The organism is Desertihabitans aurantiacus, from assembly GCF_003344635.1.
Taxonomy (GTDB): Bacteria; Actinomycetota; Actinomycetes; order Propionibacteriales; family Propionibacteriaceae; genus Desertihabitans; species Desertihabitans aurantiacus.
Map to the genome: position 1 here is coordinate 1 of NZ_QPKK01000062.1, position 15,831 is coordinate 15,831.

General features: G+C 73.5%; 16 protein-coding genes. 11 read left to right on the forward strand and 5 right to left on the reverse strand.

What is annotated here, in order from left to right:
• Nucleotides 1-403 (forward strand): polysaccharide lyase beta-sandwich domain-containing protein (locus DVA66_RS07255; protein WP_232821818.1); only part of this gene is annotated, 403 nt, incomplete at its 5' end.
• 2 nt (nucleotides 404-405) lie between these two features.
• Here the strand turns inward: DVA66_RS07255 and DVA66_RS07260 are convergent.
• Nucleotides 406-1,575 carry an acyl-CoA dehydrogenase family protein gene (locus DVA66_RS07260; RefSeq protein ID WP_114559472.1) on the reverse strand — a complete coding sequence of 390 codons (1,170 nt, stop codon included), beginning with the start codon at nucleotides 1,573-1,575 and terminating at the stop codon, nucleotides 406-408.
• A gap of 89 nt (nucleotides 1,576-1,664) precedes the next feature.
• Here DVA66_RS07260 and DVA66_RS07265 point away from each other — a divergent pair, with 89 nt between their 5' ends.
• From DVA66_RS07265 to DVA66_RS07280, 4 genes are all read left to right on the forward strand, one after another.
• Nucleotides 1,665-2,240: a TetR/AcrR family transcriptional regulator gene (locus DVA66_RS07265; RefSeq protein WP_114559473.1), complete on the forward strand. Its 576-nt coding sequence runs from the start codon at nucleotides 1,665-1,667 to the stop codon at nucleotides 2,238-2,240.
• A 38-nt stretch (nucleotides 2,241-2,278) separates the two neighbouring features.
• Nucleotides 2,279-3,688 carry a cysteine--tRNA ligase gene (gene cysS, locus DVA66_RS07270; protein ID WP_114559474.1) on the forward strand — a complete coding sequence of 470 codons (1,410 nt, stop codon included), beginning with the start codon at nucleotides 2,279-2,281 and terminating at the stop codon, nucleotides 3,686-3,688.
• Nucleotides 3,688-4,641, forward strand: coding sequence for a 23S rRNA (guanosine(2251)-2'-O)-methyltransferase RlmB (gene rlmB / locus DVA66_RS07275; protein ID WP_114559475.1), 954 nt, complete (start codon nucleotides 3,688-3,690; stop codon nucleotides 4,639-4,641). Before cysS ends, rlmB begins: the two co-directional genes overlap by 1 nt.
• A gap of 134 nt (nucleotides 4,642-4,775) precedes the next feature.
• Nucleotides 4,776-5,636 (forward strand): endonuclease domain-containing protein, encoded by an 861-nt coding sequence (locus DVA66_RS07280; RefSeq protein WP_114559476.1) that lies wholly within the window; start codon nucleotides 4,776-4,778, stop codon nucleotides 5,634-5,636.
• A gap of 16 nt (nucleotides 5,637-5,652) precedes the next feature.
• Here DVA66_RS07280 and DVA66_RS07285 read toward each other — a convergent pair whose 3' ends face one another.
• On the reverse strand, nucleotides 5,653-6,807 hold the full coding sequence (locus DVA66_RS07285) for a pyridoxal phosphate-dependent aminotransferase (protein WP_198671559.1): 1,155 nt from the start codon (nucleotides 6,805-6,807) through the stop codon (nucleotides 5,653-5,655).
• Nucleotides 6,808-6,875: 68 nt separating this feature from the next.
• On the opposite strand from DVA66_RS07285, the gene DVA66_RS07290 reads away from it, so the two are divergent.
• The 5 genes from DVA66_RS07290 (at nucleotide 6,876) to DVA66_RS07310 (ending at nucleotide 11,136) form a co-directional block, all read left to right on the forward strand.
• The gene (locus DVA66_RS07290) at nucleotides 6,876-7,325 is read left to right on the forward strand and encodes a protein-tyrosine phosphatase family protein (protein ID WP_114559477.1); all 450 of its coding nucleotides are present in this window, start codon (nucleotides 6,876-6,878) and stop codon (nucleotides 7,323-7,325) included.
• Between the two features lie 122 nt (nucleotides 7,326-7,447).
• On the forward strand, nucleotides 7,448-8,848 hold the full coding sequence (locus DVA66_RS07295; RefSeq protein WP_114559478.1) for a type 2 periplasmic-binding domain-containing protein: 1,401 nt from the start codon (nucleotides 7,448-7,450) through the stop codon (nucleotides 8,846-8,848).
• Nucleotides 8,845-9,765, forward strand: a complete 921-nt coding sequence (locus tag DVA66_RS07300) for a carbohydrate ABC transporter permease (RefSeq protein ID WP_114559479.1) — start codon at nucleotides 8,845-8,847, stop codon at nucleotides 9,763-9,765. The genes DVA66_RS07295 and DVA66_RS07300 overlap by 4 nt, the downstream gene beginning before the upstream one ends.
• Nucleotides 9,762-10,664, forward strand: coding sequence for a carbohydrate ABC transporter permease (locus DVA66_RS07305; RefSeq protein WP_114559480.1), 903 nt, complete (start codon nucleotides 9,762-9,764; stop codon nucleotides 10,662-10,664). Before DVA66_RS07300 ends, DVA66_RS07305 begins: the two co-directional genes overlap by 4 nt.
• A 100-nt stretch (nucleotides 10,665-10,764) precedes the next feature.
• Entirely contained in the window at nucleotides 10,765-11,136 is a 372-nt protein-coding gene (locus tag DVA66_RS07310; protein WP_114559481.1) for a YciI family protein, read from the forward strand.
• A 27-nt stretch (nucleotides 11,137-11,163) separates the two neighbouring features.
• Here the strand turns inward: DVA66_RS07310 and DVA66_RS07315 are convergent, their stop codons facing one another.
• From DVA66_RS07315 to yczE, 3 genes are read right to left on the reverse strand one after another with little or no spacing between them, the layout of a single operon-like run.
• Nucleotides 11,164-12,831 (reverse strand): alpha-amylase family protein, encoded by a 1,668-nt coding sequence (locus DVA66_RS07315; RefSeq protein ID WP_114559482.1) that lies wholly within the window; start codon nucleotides 12,829-12,831, stop codon nucleotides 11,164-11,166.
• 2 nt (nucleotides 12,832-12,833) lie between these two features.
• Nucleotides 12,834-13,805, reverse strand: a complete 972-nt coding sequence (locus DVA66_RS07320) for a TIGR03885 family FMN-dependent LLM class oxidoreductase (protein WP_114559484.1) — start codon at nucleotides 13,803-13,805, stop codon at nucleotides 12,834-12,836.
• Nucleotides 13,806-13,855: 50 nt separating this feature from the next.
• Complete coding sequence (gene yczE / locus DVA66_RS07325) at nucleotides 13,856-14,521, reverse strand: membrane protein YczE (RefSeq protein ID WP_114559485.1); 666 nt, start codon at nucleotides 14,519-14,521, stop codon at nucleotides 13,856-13,858.
• 61 nt (nucleotides 14,522-14,582) lie between these two features.
• Between yczE and yczR the strand changes: the two genes are divergently transcribed.
• On the forward strand, nucleotides 14,583-15,831 hold a 1,249-nt coding region (yczR, locus tag DVA66_RS07330), incomplete at its 3' end, for a MocR-like transcription factor YczR (protein ID WP_198671561.1).

The window sequence follows — 15,831 nt, forward strand, 5'->3', positions numbered from 1 at the left end:
CGCGGACGCCGCGGCGCTCGACGCCTACGCGAGCGGGTCGGGGACGTCCGGCGGCGCGCTGCGGGTGCTGGCCAACACGACCGCGCTGCAGGCGGTGCAGCACACCGGCACCGGGCTGACCGCGGTGAACACCTTCGGCGCCGGTCCCCAGCAGGCCGGCGGCGTCCGCGTGGACGGTCCGGCCTCGGTGCTGGTGCGCCGCAGCGGTGCGGAGACGGTCGTCGCCGTGGCCGACCCCACCACCAGCCGCGACCGGGTCGAGCTGGTGCTGGAGGGGTCGCTGCGGCTGGTCCGCTCCGACCGCCGGGTCCGGGCCACCCCGGTCGACGGCGGCACCCGGCTCACCGTGGACGTCCACCAGCACCACGGCCGCAGCGTCACCGCCACCCTGCGGCCGCGCTGAGGTCAGGAGGAGCGCTGCCGGGGCCGCGAGCTGCGCCGGAGCAGGTGCCGGGCCACCACCAGGCGCTGGATCTGGTTGGTGCCCTCGAAGATCTGGGCCACCTTCGCCTCGCGCATGTAGCGCTCCAGCGGGAAGTCGCGGGTGTAGCCGTAGCCGCCGAGCACCTGCACGGCGTCGGTGGTGACCTTCATCGCCGCGTCCGTGCAGTGCAGCTTCGCCACCGCCGCGTCGCGGCTGAAGGGGCGTCCGGCGTCGCGCTTGCGGGCCGCCATCAGGTAGGTGGCGCGGGCGGTGTCGACGGCCGCGGCCATGTCGGCGAGCAGGAACTGCATGCCCTGGAAGGAGGCGACCGGCCGGCCGAACTGCTCACGCTGCTCGGCGTGGGCCACGCACGCGTCCAGCGCCGCCTGGGCGAGTCCGGTGGCGCAGGCGGCGATGCCGAGCCGGCCGGAGTCCAGCGACTCCAGCGCGATGCGGATGCCCTCGCCCTCCGCACCGATGCGGCGGTCGGCGGCGATCCGCACCCCGTCCAGGTGGACCGCGGTGGTCGGCGAGGCGGTCATCCCCATCTTCCGCTCGCGGGCCCCGGTGCTGATGCCCTCGGCGTCGGCCGGCACCAGGAACGTCGAGACGCCGCGGTGCCCGGGGCTGGTCCGGGCGAACAGGGTGTAGTAGTCGGCGACGTCGCCGTGGGTGATCCAGCTCTTGGAGCCGTCGAGGACGTAGTCGTCGCCGTCGCGGACCGCCCGGGTGCGCATCGCGCTGACATCGGAGCCGGCCTGGGCCTCCGACAGCGCGTACGCGCCGAGCAGCCCGCCGCCGATCATGGCGGGCAGCAGCCGCTCGCGCTGCTCATCGGTGCCCTCGGTGGCCAGCGCCAGGCAGGTCATCCCCTGCACGGACACGCTCACCCCGACGGTGAACCAGGCGGCGGCGATCTCCTCCAGCACCTGCAGGTACACCTCGTAGGGCTGCTCCAGCCCGCCCCAACGCTCCTCGTGGGGAAGCGCGAAGACCCCCATCTCGCCCAGCTGGGCCACCAGCTCACGCGGGAACTCCCCGACCTCCTCGGCCTTGGCGGCCCGCGGCGCCAGCTCCGCGCGGGCGAAGCCGGCGACCTCGGCGACGATGTCGGCGGCCTCCTCGGTGGGCAGCAGACGGTCGACGGGCATGGTTCCTCCGGTTCTGGACGCTCGACGTCGAGCGGTACGGCCGAGCGTACTGTAGTACCGCTCTGAGTGTGCCGATCCCGGGAGGTGCCGTGAACCCGCTGCGCCCGCTGACCCGGCGCCAGTCCCAGCTGGAGACCGCGCTGCTGGAGCTGGTGCTGGCCGAGGGGTTCGCCCACCTCACCGTCGACGACCTCGCCGTCCGCCTCGGCTGCTCCAAGCGCACCCTGTACGCGCTGGCTCCGAGCAAGGAGCAGCTGGTCACCCGCACCGTGCGGCTCTTCTTCCGCAGCGCCGCCGAGCAGGTGGAGCAGGCCACCCGGCGCAGCCGCTCCCCCGCCCGCCGGCTGACCCGCTACCTGGAGGAGGTGGCGACGGCGCTCTCCCCCGCGAGCCGGCAGTTCATGGCCGACGTCAGCGCCTTCACCCCCGCGGCGGAGATCTACGAGCTCAACACCCAGCTCGCCACCAAGCGCGTCCGCGAGCTGATCGCCGAGGGCATCGGGGCGCGGGAGTTCCGCGACGTGCACGCGTTCTTCGTCGCCGAGGTGGTGGCCGCCACCATGCGCCGGATCGGCAGCGGGGAGCTGCAGCAGGCCACCGGGCTCACCGACGCCGAGGCCTACCGCCACCTGGCCGACGTCGCCGTCTCCGCGCTGAGGCGCTGAGCTGGGCCGCGTCGGGCGCCGCCCAGTAGGCTGCGCGGGTGAGTCTCCGCCTCTACGACACCGCCACCGCCGAGATCCGTGACTTCGTGCCCCTGCGCGAGGGCCAGGTGTCGATCTACCACTGCGGGCTCACCGTGCAGGCCTCGCCGCACCTGGGCCACATCCGCAAGGAGGTGGTCTTCGACGTGCTGCGGCGCTGGCTCGGCTGGCACGGCTACGACGTCACGGTGATCGCCAACGTCACCGACATCGACGACAAGATCCTCACCAAGTCCGCGGCCGCCGGGGTGCCCTGGTTCGCCCACGCCTACCGCTTCGAGCGCGAGCTGCACGACGCCTACGCCGCGCTCGGCTGCCTCCCGCCCACCTACGAGCCGCGGGCCACCGGGCACGTGCCGGAGATGGTCGAGCTGATCGAGGTGCTGCTGCAGCGCGGCCACGCCTACGTCGCCGAGGACGGCTCGGGCGACGTCTACTTCGACGTCCGCTCCTGGCCGTCCTACGGCGAGCTGTCCGGGCAGCGGGTGGAGGACATGGAGCCGGCCGCCGACGCCGACCCGCGCGGCAAGCGCGACCCCCGCGACTTCGCGCTGTGGAAGGGCCACAAGCCGTCCGAGCCGCTGACCGCGTCCTGGCCGACGCCGTGGGGTCGCGGACGTCCCGGCTGGCACCTGGAGTGCTCGGCGATGGCCGGCAAGTACCTGGGCGAGGAGTTCGACATCCACGGCGGCGGGCTCGACCTGCGCTTCCCCCACCACGAGAACGAGCTCGCCCAGTCCCGTGCCGCCGGGCGCCCGTTCGCCCGCTGGTGGATGCACAACGCCTGGGTCACCGCGGCCGGGGAGAAGATGAGCAAGTCGCTGGGCAACGGGGCGCTGGTCTCGGAGGTCACGAAGAGCTACCCGCCGCGGGCGGTCCGCTTCTACCTCGCCGGCCCGCACTACCGCTCCCAGATCGAGTTCTCCGACACCTCGCTGGCCGAGGCCTCGGCCGCCCTCGCCCGGATCGACACCTTCGTCGACCGGGCCGCCAAGGCGGTCGGGGAGGCGACGGCCGAGCTGCCGGAGGCGTTCGTGACCGCGATGGACGACGACCTGGGCACCCCGGGCGCGCTGGCCGTCCTCTACGGTGCGGTGCGGGAGGGCAACACCGCCCTGGACGCCGGCGACACCGAGCAGGCGCGGGCCCGCCTCGGCGCGGTGCTGGCGATGCTGGACGTCCTCGGGCTGCGGGCCGACGACCCGGTGTGGGGCGACTCCTCCTCCGACCTCACCCCGGTGGTGGACGCGCTGGTGTCCTCGCTGCTGGAGCAGCGTGCCCGGGCCCGGGAGGCCCGCGACTTCGCCACCGCCGACGCCGTCCGCGACTCCCTGGCCGCGGCCGGGGTCGCGATCACCGACACCCCCAGCGGCCCGGAGTGGTCGCTCGCTGCGAAGGAGCGCCCCTGATGCCCGGGAACAGCCAACGCCGGAACGCCGGCTCCAGAGGTCGCACCACCGCGGTCGGCAGCGGCGGCAAGGGCCGGCGCACGCTGCGCGGCAAGGGTCCGACGCCGAAGGCCGAGGACCGCCCCTACCACAAGGCGTACAAGGCCAAGCAGGAGGCGCAGCGGCGGGGGTCCGGACGTCCGGCCAAGCCGGCCGCGCGGACCGGGCGTCCCGGCGCCGGGGCGGAGTGGGTGGCCGGACGCAACCCGGTGCTCGAGGCGCTGCACGCCGGCATCCCGGTCAAGACCGCCTACGTGGCCGAGGGTGCCGAGCGCGACGACCGCCTGCGCGACATCCTCAAGATCACCGCCGACCGCGGGCTGGCGATGCTGCAGGTCACCCGCGCCGAGCTGGACCGCCACACCGGCGGCGCGGTGCACCAGGGGGTGGCGCTGCAGCTGCCCGAGTTCACCTACGCCCACCCCGACGACCTGCTGGCCGCCGCGCTCGACCAGGGCCCGTCGGCCCTCGTGGTCGCGCTGGACCAGGTCACCGATCCGCGCAACCTCGGGGCGGTGGTCCGCTCGGCCGCGGCCTTCGGCGCCACCGGCGTGCTGATCCCCGAGCGTCGCGCGGCCGGGATGACCGCCGCGGCCTGGAAGACCTCGGCCGGCGCCGCGGCGCGGATCCCGATAGCCCGGGCCACCAACCTCAACCGCAGCCTCAAGGCCTTCGCCGACGCCGGCTTCACGCTGGCCGGACTGGACGGGGAGGCCGAGACCGACATCGCCGAGCTGCCCGGGGCGTCCGAGCCGCTGGTGCTGGTGGTCGGCAGCGAGGGCGAGGGCCTGTCGCGGCTGGCCCGCCAGACCTGCGACGTGCTGGTGTCGATCCCCGCCCCGGGGGTGGAGTCGCTGAACGCCGGCGTCGCCGCCGGGATCGCGCTGTACGAGATCTCCCGCCAGCGGGCCTGACCGCCAGAACCTGTCCATAGCGTCCCGACGGGCCGGTATCGGAGCCGATCGGACGCCATCGACAGGTTCCGGCGTGAGCATCTGCCCTGTGCACAACCCCGGGCACGGTGGTCGGCCCGTGCTGACATGGATCGGTGCGGATCCCCGACGTCGTCAAGGCCGGCACCCTGCTCGGGATGGGTCTGCCCCGGCGTGAGCTCGAGGCCCTGGTGGCCGGCGGTGCCTACCGCCGGATCGGTGGCGGCTGGCTCGTCTCCGGCGCGGGGTCGCCCGATGTCGTCAGCGCGCTGTCCCGCGGCGCGCGGCTGACCTGCCTCAGCGCCGCGAAGGCGGTCGGGCTGTGGACGCCACCCTTCGAGGGTGTGCACGTCTACGTCCGGCGGGGGTGCGACACGCCCCCTCCTCCGTGGTGGGGGCACCGGCCGGAACCGCGCTGCTGGCCCGACCGCAGCCCGATCGCTCCGGTACCGCTGCTGCTGCAGCACTCGCTGCGCTGCGCCGGGACGGAGACGGCGGCGATCCTGCTCGAGTCGGCGTGGAACCTCGGCATCCTCGACGCGGCGGGGGTGGCCGACGTCGTCGGTCGTCTGCCGTTCAAGCCCCGGACGTCGCTCTCACGTCTCCGCGGGGACGCCCAGTCCGGGACGGAGACCCGGGTGCGGCGGTGGCTGGAGAGCCGGCGCGTCCGGGTCCGGGCGCAGGTGACGATCCGGGGCGTGGGTCGGGTCGACCTGCTCGTGGGCGACCGGTGGGTGGTCGAGTGCGACAGCGTCGCCCACCACACCGGCGTCGAGAGCTACGCCAGGGACCGGCGCCGCGACCTCGAGCTGCAACGCCTCGGATACGTGGTGACCCGGGTCAGCTGGGAGCAGGTCTTCCTGGACTGGGAGGCCACCCGGCAGGCGCTCACGGAGATCCTGCGGCGGGGCGAGCACCGCCGGAAAGTGCTCATGGCGTCCGCTCAGGTCCACCACGGGCCCGAAGGGACGCCATGAACAGGTTCTGGCGACGTCAGAGGCGGGCCAGCCGCTCGGCGGCCTCGGCCAGCACCTCCGGACGCTTGCAGAAGGCGAAGCGGACCAGGGTGCGGGCGGAGTCGGGGTCGGCGTGGAACACCTGGCTCGGGACGGCCACCACGCCGGCCCGCTCGGGCAGCGAGCGGCAGAACGCGATCCCGTCGGTCTCCCCGATCGAGGCGATGTCGACGTTGACGAAGTAGGTGCCCTCCGCGCCCAGCGTCTGCAGACCCGCCGCCTGCAGGCCCTGCACCAGCAGGTCACGGCCGGCCTGCAGCCGGTCCCGGATGGCGTGCAACCGCTCCGGCGGCAGCCCGAGCCCGACCGCCACCGCCGGCTGGAACGGCGCGCCACCGGAGAAGGTGGTGAACTGCTTGACCGTGTTGACCGCCCGTACCAGCGGCGCCGGCGCGCACACCCAGCCGATCTTCCAGCCGGTGACCGAGAACGTCTTGCCGGCCGAGGAGACCTGGACGGTCCGCTCCCGCATCCCGGGGAAGCCGGCGAGCGGCAGGTGCGGACGCCCGTCGAAGGTGAGGTGCTCGTACACCTCGTCGCAGACCACCCACAGGTCGTGCTCGACGGCCACCTCGGCCAGCGCCCGCAGCTCCTCCTCGGTGAGCACCCGGCCGGTCGGGTTGTGCGGGGAGTTGACCAGCAGCACCCGGGTCCGCTCCGTCACCGCCGCCCGCAGCGCCTCGACGTCGAGGGCGAAGTCGGGCGCGCGCAGGGTCACCGGGCGCAGCACGCCGTGGGCCATCGCCACCGCCGCGGCGTAGGAGTCGTAGGTCGGGTCGAGGGCGACCACCTCGTCACCCGGGTCGCACAGCGCGAGCAGGCTGGCCGCCACCGCCTCGGTGGCCCCGGTGGTGACGAGCACCTCCGTCGCGGGGTCGTAGCGCAGCCCGTACCAGGCCTCCTGGTGCGCGCAGACCGCCTCCCGCAGCACCGTGTGGCCCAGCGCCGGCGGGTACTGGTTGACGCCGTCGCGGACGGCCCGGGCGGCGGTCTCGAGCACCTCCTCCGGCCCGTCGGTGTCCGGGAAACCCTGGCCGAGGTTGATCGCCCCGGTCGCGGTCGCCAGCTGCGTCATCTCGGCGAACACCGTCGACCGGAAGGCCCGCATCCGCTCCACCAGTGGCTCAGTCACCCGGTCACGCTCTCACACCCACCGCCCGTCCCACCGGACCGGGCGACCACCCGACCTGGGCTCGGGCCGTGTCCGCACCCTGGCCGCCGCAGACCCCCGGTCTGCTGCGGCTGCCCTCGGGGCTCGTGGTCCGGGGACGCTCCACCCGCCAGCCCGACGACCCGGTGCCGCACCTGAGCATCCGGCTGGCCGGACGCCGACCGCCGGCCCGTCCGTTCGAGGTGCGCTGGGTGCGCTGGCCCGACCTCTGGCTGCCCACCGACGAGGGCGAGCTCCTCGACGCCCTCGCGGCCGCCCGCCGCCGTGCTGGCGCCGAGCGGGTCGAGGTGGCCTGCACCGGTGGTCGCGGGCGCACCGGGACCGCACTGGCCTGCCTGGCCGTGCTCGACGGCGTCCCGGCCGACGGTGCCGTCGCCTGGGTGCGGGAACGCTGGGACCGCCGCGCGGTCGAGACGCCCTGGCAGGCCCGGCTGGTCCGGCGCACCGCCGCCCATACCATCCCCGCCCCGGACGCCTGAGCCCCGGGGGGTGGGCCGGGGCCACGGCGGCACCCGGCTACGGTGGGCCCAATCGATCGAGCTGATCACGATGTCGTGACCCGCCGGGCGAGGCTGCCGGGGGGCGCACGGGAAGGTGCGAGATGGCAGGACGAAGAAGGAGCCCCGGGCTCTCCCGCCGGAGCCTGATCAGGGCCGTCGGCGGCACCCTGGTGGCCGTTCCCTGGCTGGCCGCGTGCGGCTCGGCCCCCGACCCGAACACGGTGCGCATCCAGTACCAGCAGTTCGGCTCGGGGACGGTGATGCGCGACCACCTGCTGCGGGTGGTGCAGCAGCTGAGCAGCCAGCGTCCCGACATCACCATCGAGCTGGTGCCGCTGGTGGCGGCCGAGGCGGACTACTTCACCAAGAACGAGCTGATGATGTCCTCCCCGAACGTCACCCCCGACCTGGTCTACGAGGACACCTTCATCCTCAAGTCCGACGTGGCCGCGGGCTACCTGCGTCCGATCGACGAGCTGGTCCGCGGCTGGCCGGTCTGGGAGGAGCTGACCGCCCCGTCGCAGCAGGCCGTCACCTACACCGACGGCAAGGTGTACGCCGTCCCGACCCACACCGACACCCGCGCGCTGTGGTACCACACCGGCGTGTTCGAGGCCGCCGGCATCGAGCAGCCCTGGCAGCCCGGCAGCTGGGAGGACCTGCTGGCGGCCGCCCGCCAGATCAAGGAGCGGGTGCCCGACGTCGTCCCGCTCAACATCTTCTCCGGCGAGCCGCAGGGCGAGAAGGCCAGCATGCAGGGCTTCGAGATGCTGCTGTACGGCACCCAGACCACCCTGTTCGACGAGGCCAGCCAGAAGTGGGTGGTCGGCGGGCAGGGATTCGTGGACGCCCTGCAGCTGATCCAGACCGTCTACACCGAGGGGCTGGCGCCCAGCCTGGGCGACGCGCTCAACCCCAACATCGGCGACACCATCTACAACAGCTGGCTGCCCGAGGGCCAGCTCGGGATCAACCTCGACGGCAGCTGGATCAGCCAGAACTGGGGCGCCGGCGCGGCCGGGGAGTGGCCCGAGTGGTGGCCGACCCTGCAGCTGGCGACCATGCCCACCCAGACCGGCGCACCGAACCCGTGGGCGCCCGGGGAGGTCGACTTCGTCACCCTGGCCGGCGGCTGGTCCTGGGCCTTCCCCGCGCTGTCCACCAAGACCGACCTGGCCTGGGAGGTGCTGCAGCAGATGATGACCACCGAGAACGCGCTGTCGATGGCGCTGGCCGACAACCAGGTGACGATCCGCGCCGACGTCCGCGCCGAGCCCGACTACCAGGGCTACTCCCCCACCATCGACTTCTTCACCGACCTGGGTGAGAGCGCCATCTACCGTCCGGCGGTGGCGGCCTACCCCGAGGTGTCGGCCCGGATCCAGGCCGCGATGGGTCAGGTGATGACCGGTGGCACCCCGCCGGAGGAGGCCGCGGCCGAATACGACGCCGCCGTCACCGACCTCGTCGGCCCCGACCAGGTCGTGGAGGCGAGCGCATGACGACCACCACCGCCCCTCCCGCCGACGTCGCCGAGCGCCGCCCACCACGCACCCGCACCCTCGCCCGCGGGCTGCCGATGGTGCCGGCGGTCGTGCTGCTGCTGGTCTTCATGGCCGGGCCGGTCGTCTACAGCGTCTACCTGGCCTTCACCAACGAGGCCCTGCGCGGTGAGGGCGCGGCGGTCACCTCCCTGGTCGGGCTGGACAACTTCGCCACCGCGCTGGCCGACCCCGCGTTCTGGAACTCCGTGCTCCTCACGCTGGTGTTCACCCTCATCTCCGCGGTGATCGGGCAGAACCTGCTCGGCATGGCGCTGGCCCTGCTGATGCGGCAGTCGACCAAGGTGGTCCGCGCGGTCACCGGCGCGGTGGTGATCGCCGCCTGGATCCTGCCCGAGGTGGTGGCGGGCTACCTGTGGGTGACCTTCCTCGCCGAGGAGGGCTCGCTCAACACGCTGCTCACCGCCATCGGGCTGCCCGCGCAGGACTGGCTGGTGAGCGTCCCGATCTGGGCCGTCGCCTTCGCCAACATCTGGCGCGGCACCGCGTTCACCATGTTGATCTACACCGCCGCGCTGGCGGGCATCTCCCCGGAGATCCGCGAGTCGGCCGAGATGGACGGCGCCGGGCCGGTGCGCCGGTTCACCACGATCACCCTGCCGCTGCTGCGGCAGTCGATCGCCACCAACCTGATGCTGATCACGCTGCAGACGCTGTCGGTGTTCGGGCTGATCTGGATCATGACCGCGGGCGGCCCGGCTGATGCCAGCCAGACCCTGCCGCTCTACATGTACGAGCAGGCCTTCAGCTACGGCCAGCTCGGCTACGGCACCGCGATCGCCCTGATGCTGCTGCTGATCGGCGCACTGGCCTCGCTGGCCTACCTGCGTCTGCTGCCCAAGGAGGACAAGCAGTGACCGCCACCGACACCGCGCCGCACCCCGTCGCGACCTCCGGCACCCCGTCCCCGGCCCGCCGGGGCGGGGGGAGGTCACGGCGCGCCCTCGGCGTCCGCACCGCCTCGGACCTGTCGCTGCTGGTGGTGACGGTCTTCTTCTGCATCCCGCTGCTGTGGGTGGTGCTGGCCTCCTTCGACGCCCAGGCCTCGCTCTCGGTGGCCTGGCCCGCCGAGCCGGGGCTGGCCAACTACGCCGCGATCTGGAACGCCGAGACGCTGTTCCGTCCGCTGCTGAACTCGGTGGTGCTCTGCGGCGGGGCGACCCTGGTCACCGTCGCCACCGCCGCGCTCGCGGCCTACCCGCTCTCGCGCTACCGCTCACGGGCCAAGCGGCCGTTCCTGCTGACGATCATCTTCGCCACCGGGCTGCCGATCACCGCGATCATGATCCCGGTGTACGCGCTGTTCGTGCAGGTCAACCTGGTCGACTCGATGGGTGGGGCGATCCTCTTCCTGGCCGCCTCCTCGCTGCCCTACTCGATCTTCCTGATGAAGAACTTCATGGACGACGTGCCGATCCAGATCGAGGAGAGCGCCTGGACCGAGGGCGCGGGGATGCTGCGTACGCTGTGGTCGATCGTGCTGCCGCTGATGCGCCCGGCGACCGCGGTGGTGACCATCTTCACCTTCGTCAGCATGTGGGGGAACTTCTTCGTCCCGTTCATGCTGCTGCTCTCCCCGGACAAGCTGCCGGCGGCGGTGACGCTGTACACCTTCTCCTCCCAGTACGGGCAGGTCGCCTACGGCCAGCTGGCGGCGTTCTCGATCTTCTACTCGCTGCCGGTGATCGTGCTCTACCTGCTGCTGGGACGCCGGCTGGGTGCCGGGTTCGCCGCCAGCGGCGGGCTCAAGGCGTAGTCGAGCAGAAATCGGGTCGAAGGTGTCGATCCGGGCCGTCCCCGCCCGTCATGGTGGTGGACGGCGCGAGCGCGCCGCCACCCCCGACGGAAGGACGAGCATGACCGAGCAGAGCTCCAGCACGCAGCGCTTCGTGGTCCTCATCACCTACACCCAGGGCGATGAGGACGCCTACACCCCGGAGGTGCACCAGCGCTACGTCGAGGGCCACCGTGCCTTCGAGCAGTACGTCAGCACGCACGGGCAGGTGCTGTCCTCGGCCGCGCTGGCCGACCCCGACCGGGCCACCACGGTGCGTCGCCGCGAGGGCGGGGTCGTCACCACCGAGGGGCCCTTCGCCGAGACGGTGGAGATGATCGGCGGCTACTACGACGTCGAGCTACCCGACCTGGACGCCGCGGTCGAGGCCTGCGCGCTGCTGCCCGAGGAGTACACCCTGGAGATCCGGCCGACGGTCCGCATCTCGATGTGAGCAGCGCGCGCCGGCGACCGCCGCCGCTCAGGGCAGCGACAGCAGCGCGCCGCGGCAGATGCGCAGCCAGCGGTGGCCGTAGCCGGCCAGCGCCATCTCGAGCTCTTCGCCCTCGGGCGAGACCACCTCGTGGCTGAGCAGGTCGATGATGCGGTGCTCGTCCTCGGTCCCGCCCAGCCGCACCGGCACGGTGACCGGGTCGGCCGACAGGTTGTGCACGGCGAGCACGGACGAGTCGTCGAGGTCGCAGCGGTGCACCAGCACCGCCGGGTGGTCGGTGGGCACCACCGCCAGCGTCCCCCAGCCCAGCTCGGGGCAGCTGCGCCGCACCGAGATCAGCGCCTTGACGAAGGAGAGCAGCGAGTCCGGGTCGTGCAGCTGGGCGGCGGCGTTGACGAACCGCGGGCCGTAGCCGTCGGCGACGACGGCCTGCACCAGCTGCTCGGCCGGTGCGGTGGAGAACCCGCCGTTGGCGCCGTCGGACCACTGCATCGGGGTTCGCACCGCCATCCGCCCGTGCGCGGCGAGGTCCTCCCCCATGCCGATCTCCTCGCCGTAGAAGAGCGTCGGGGTGCCGGGCAGGGAGAACATCAGGCTGTAGGCCAGCCGCACCCGGCGCGGGTCGCCGTCCAGCATCGGCGGCAGCCGGCGCTTCAGCCCGCGACCGTAGACCTGCATCTCCGGCTCGGGGCCGAAGGCGGCGAAGACCTCCTGCCGCTCCTCCTCGGTGAGCTTGTCGAGGGTGAGCTCGTCGTGGTTGCGCAGGAACGTGGCCCACTGGCAGCCCGGCGGCAGCGCGGGACGGGCGGTGAGCGCCTCCACCAGCGGGCCGGCATCGGCCCGGGCCAGTGCGAGGTAGGTGCGCTGCATGGTGATGAAGTCGAACATCATGTGCAGCTCGTCGCCGGCCTCGCCGCCGAAGTACTCCCGCTGCTGCTCGTGCGGCAGGTTCACCTCGCCGAGCAGCACCGCGTCGCCCTTGCGCCGGCCGAGGAAGGCCCGCATGGTGCGCAGCACCTCGTGCGGGTCGCCGGTGGGGTGCCCGGTGGTCTCGATGTCCTCGACGAAGAACGGCACCGCGTCCACCCGGAACCCGTCGACGCCGAGCTCGAGCCAGAAGCCGATGGCGCGCAGCAGCTCGTCCACCACGGCCGGGTTGGCCACGTTGAGGTCGGGCTGGTGGGCGTAGAAGTGGTGCAGGTACCAGTGCCCGCTCTGCTCGTCGCGGGTCCAGATCGACTCCTCGGCGTCGGGGAAGACCACCTGCTTGGAGGTGTCCGGCGGCTCGGTGTCGCGCCACACGTAGTAGTCGCGGAACGGGCTGTCGGGGCCCCGGCGGGCCGAGACGAACCAGGGGTGCTGGTCGGAGGTGTGGTTGATCAGCAGGTCGACGACGACCCGGATGCCGCGGTCGTGGGCGGTCCGGACCACCTCGACCAGCCGGCCGTGGTCGCCCAGGCGGCGGTCGACACCGTAGAAGTCGGTGACGTCGTAGCCGTCGTCGCGGTCGGGGCTGGGGTAGATCGGCATCAGCCACAGGCAGGTGATGCCGAGCTCGGCCAGGTAGTCGATCCGCTGCGCCAGCCCCTGCAGGTCACCGATCCCGTCGCCGTCGGCGTCGAGGAAGGTCTCGACGTCGAGGCAGTAGATGACCGCGCTCTTCCACCACAGGTCGGAGGTGTCGGTGATCCGCACGCTCAGCCCCTCCCGCTGGTGGCCAGCTGGGGCAGCACGCGTTCGCCGAACACGTCGAGGAAGCGTTCCTGGCTCTGCCCGACGTGGTGCAGGTAGAGGTCGTCGAAGCCCAGCTCGGCGTACTCCCCCAGCCACTGCACGTGCTGGTCGGTCGAGGCCGAGACCCGGACGGCCCCGTGGACGGAGCCGGCTCCGACGTGGGCGGCCATGGCGTCGAACCCGGCCGGGGTCTCGGTGTCCCAGCTGACCGGCTCGGCGAAGACGTTGGTGCGCCACTGCTCGACGGCGATCCGCTCGGCCTCCTCCTCGTCCTCGGCCCACGACAGGTGCACCTGCAGCGAGGTCCGTCCCCGCCCGCCGGCGTCGCGGTAGCGCTGCAGCAGCTCGCGCAGCGTCTCCACCGGCTGGTTGATGGTGACCATCCCGTCGGCCCAGGCGGCCGCCCGGGTGGCGGAGGCGGGTGAGACCACCGGGGCGATGAGCAGCGGCGTCGGGTCGGCCCGCTCCCACACCCTGGCCCGGTCGACGGTGACGAGGCCGTCGGCGCTGACCTCCTCGCCGGCGAGCAGCCGGCGGATGATGTCGACGCACTCCTCGCGCCGGCGGTCGCGGACGTCCTTGGCGGGCCAGCGCTGCCCGGTGACGTGCTCGTTGACGGCCTGGCCGCTGCCGAGCGCCACCCAGAACCGTCCCGGGAACATCTGGCCCAGGGTGGCGACCTTCTGCGCCACCACCGCCGGGTGGTAGCGGACGCCGGGGGCGCAGACGGTGCCGAAGGTGAGCCCCGTGGTGGCGAGCGCGGCACCCAGCCAGGACCAGGCGTAGCCGGAGTGGCCCTGCCGCTCGCTCCACGGCGCCAGGTGGTCGGAGCACATCGCCATCTGGAACCCCGCGCGCTCGGCGTGCTGGACGTCGGTGAGCAGCTGGCGCGGGTCGATCTGCTCGTGCGAGGCGTGGAAGCCGATCCTGGTCATGGCGCCCATCCCACCGCACCGGCCCCGGGGACGGTACCCCGGGGGCGGGCTCAGCCGCCGTCGCCGCGGGCCGGTGGGTCGAGCCGCACGGTGAACCAGGGCAGCGCCGCCTGGGTCAGCGGGCCGATGGCCAGTGCGTAGAGCACGGTGCCGAGGCCCAGTGTGCCGCCGAGCAGCCAGCCGAGGAGCACCACGGTCACCTCCAGCGCGGTCCGCACCGACCGGACCGAGCGTCCGGTGCGCCGGGCCAGCCCGGTCATCAGCCCGTCCCGCGGCCCGGGCCCGAACTGGGCGCCGAGGTAGGCCGCGGTGGCCAGGCCGTTGAGCAGGACGCCGCCGAGCAGCGCCAGCACCCGCGGCAGCAGCCCGTCCAGCGGTCCGAGCAGGGCCAGGAAGACGTCGGTGGCGACCCCCACCAGCAGCGCGTTCGCGACCGTCCCCAGCCCGGGCCGCTGCCGCAGCGGCACCCAGGCCAGCAGCACCAGCACCGAGACGACGACGATGACGGTGCCGAGGCTGAGCGGCGTCCGGCCCGCCACGCCCTGGTGCAGGACGTCCCAGGGCGCGGACCCGAGCGCCCCGCGGATGATCAGGGCGAGGGAGAGGCCGTACACCACGAGGCCGAGACCCAGCTGGGTGAGCCGGCGCGGCAGCCGTCCGGCGCGCAGCTGCTGCAGCGGGCCGAGGTCGACCAGGACGGCGGAGGGGGACGTCATGGCACCCATCCAACTCGCCACTGGCCTTGCCGAAAATAGCCAGTTGGCACAGACTGGCCTCGTGCACCGCAGCATCTCCGCCCCGCGGGTGGCCACCCTCGTCGGATCGGGGCCGTGGCCGGCGCCGGCCTACCGCTCACTGGCCGCCGCGGTGCGCCGCTCGGTCGAGGACGGCCGGCTGCCCGTGGGCACCCGGCTGCCCAGCGAGCGCGAGCTGACCGGCGCGGTGGGGCTGAGCCGCACCACGGTCACCCGCGCCTACGCCGAGCTGCGCTCCCAGGGCTACCTGGTGACCCGGCGCGGCTCGGGCAGCGTCACCCGGGTGCCCGACGTCCCGGGTGGGCGGGTCGACCACCTGCTGACCCCGGCCGGGGTCGACGACGTCGCCCTCGACCTCACCTGCACCGCCCCGCTGGCCCCGGCCGGCGTCGCCGAGGCCTACAGCCGCGCCCTGGACGGACTCGGGGCCTACCTGCCCGGCACCGGCTACTACCCCAGCGGGCTGCCGGTGCTGCGGGCCGCGGTGGCCGAGCGGTTCACCCGCCGCGGTCTTCCCACCAGCCCCGACCAGGTGGTCGTCACCACCGGCGCGCTGTCGGCGGTCGCCGTGGCCGGTGCGACACTGCTCGGCCGCAGCGACCGGGTGGTGCTGGAGAGCCCGAGCTATCCCAACGCGATCGCCACCCTCGACGGTCTGGCCCGGGTGGTGCCGCACCCGCTGCGCCCCGACCAGCCCGGGGCGGAGTGGGACGTCGAGGGCCTGGCGGCGCTGGTGCGCCAGGTCGGGCCGCGAGCGGCCTACCTGATCCCCGACTTCCACAACCCGACCGGGCTGCTGATGGACCCCGACCAGCGCGAGCAGGTCGGCCGGGTGCTGCGCACCGGCCGGGTGGTGCCGGTGGTCGACGAGTCGCTGGTCGAGCTGGCGCTGGACGGCGCCGAGGTCCCCGCCCCGCTCGCGGCCTGGGTGCCCGACGCGATCACCGTGGGCAGCGCCAGCAAGAGCTTCTGGGGCGGGCTGCGGGTCGGCTGGCTGCGCGCCCCCGATGCCCGCCTGGCTGAGCTGGCGAGCACCCGGCTCCGCCTCGACCTGGGCGCGCCGGTGCTGGAGCAGCTGGTGGTCGCCGACCTGCTGGGCCGGGCCGAGGAGGTGCTCACGGTGCAGCGGGCGCGGCTGCGCGAGGGCCGCGACGTGCTGCTGGCCGGACTGGCCGAGCACCTGCCGGACTGGCGCTGCACCGTCCCCCGCGGTGGGATGGCGCTGTGGTGCGAGCTGCCGGGCGGGTCGTCCACCGTGCTGGTCCGCGCCG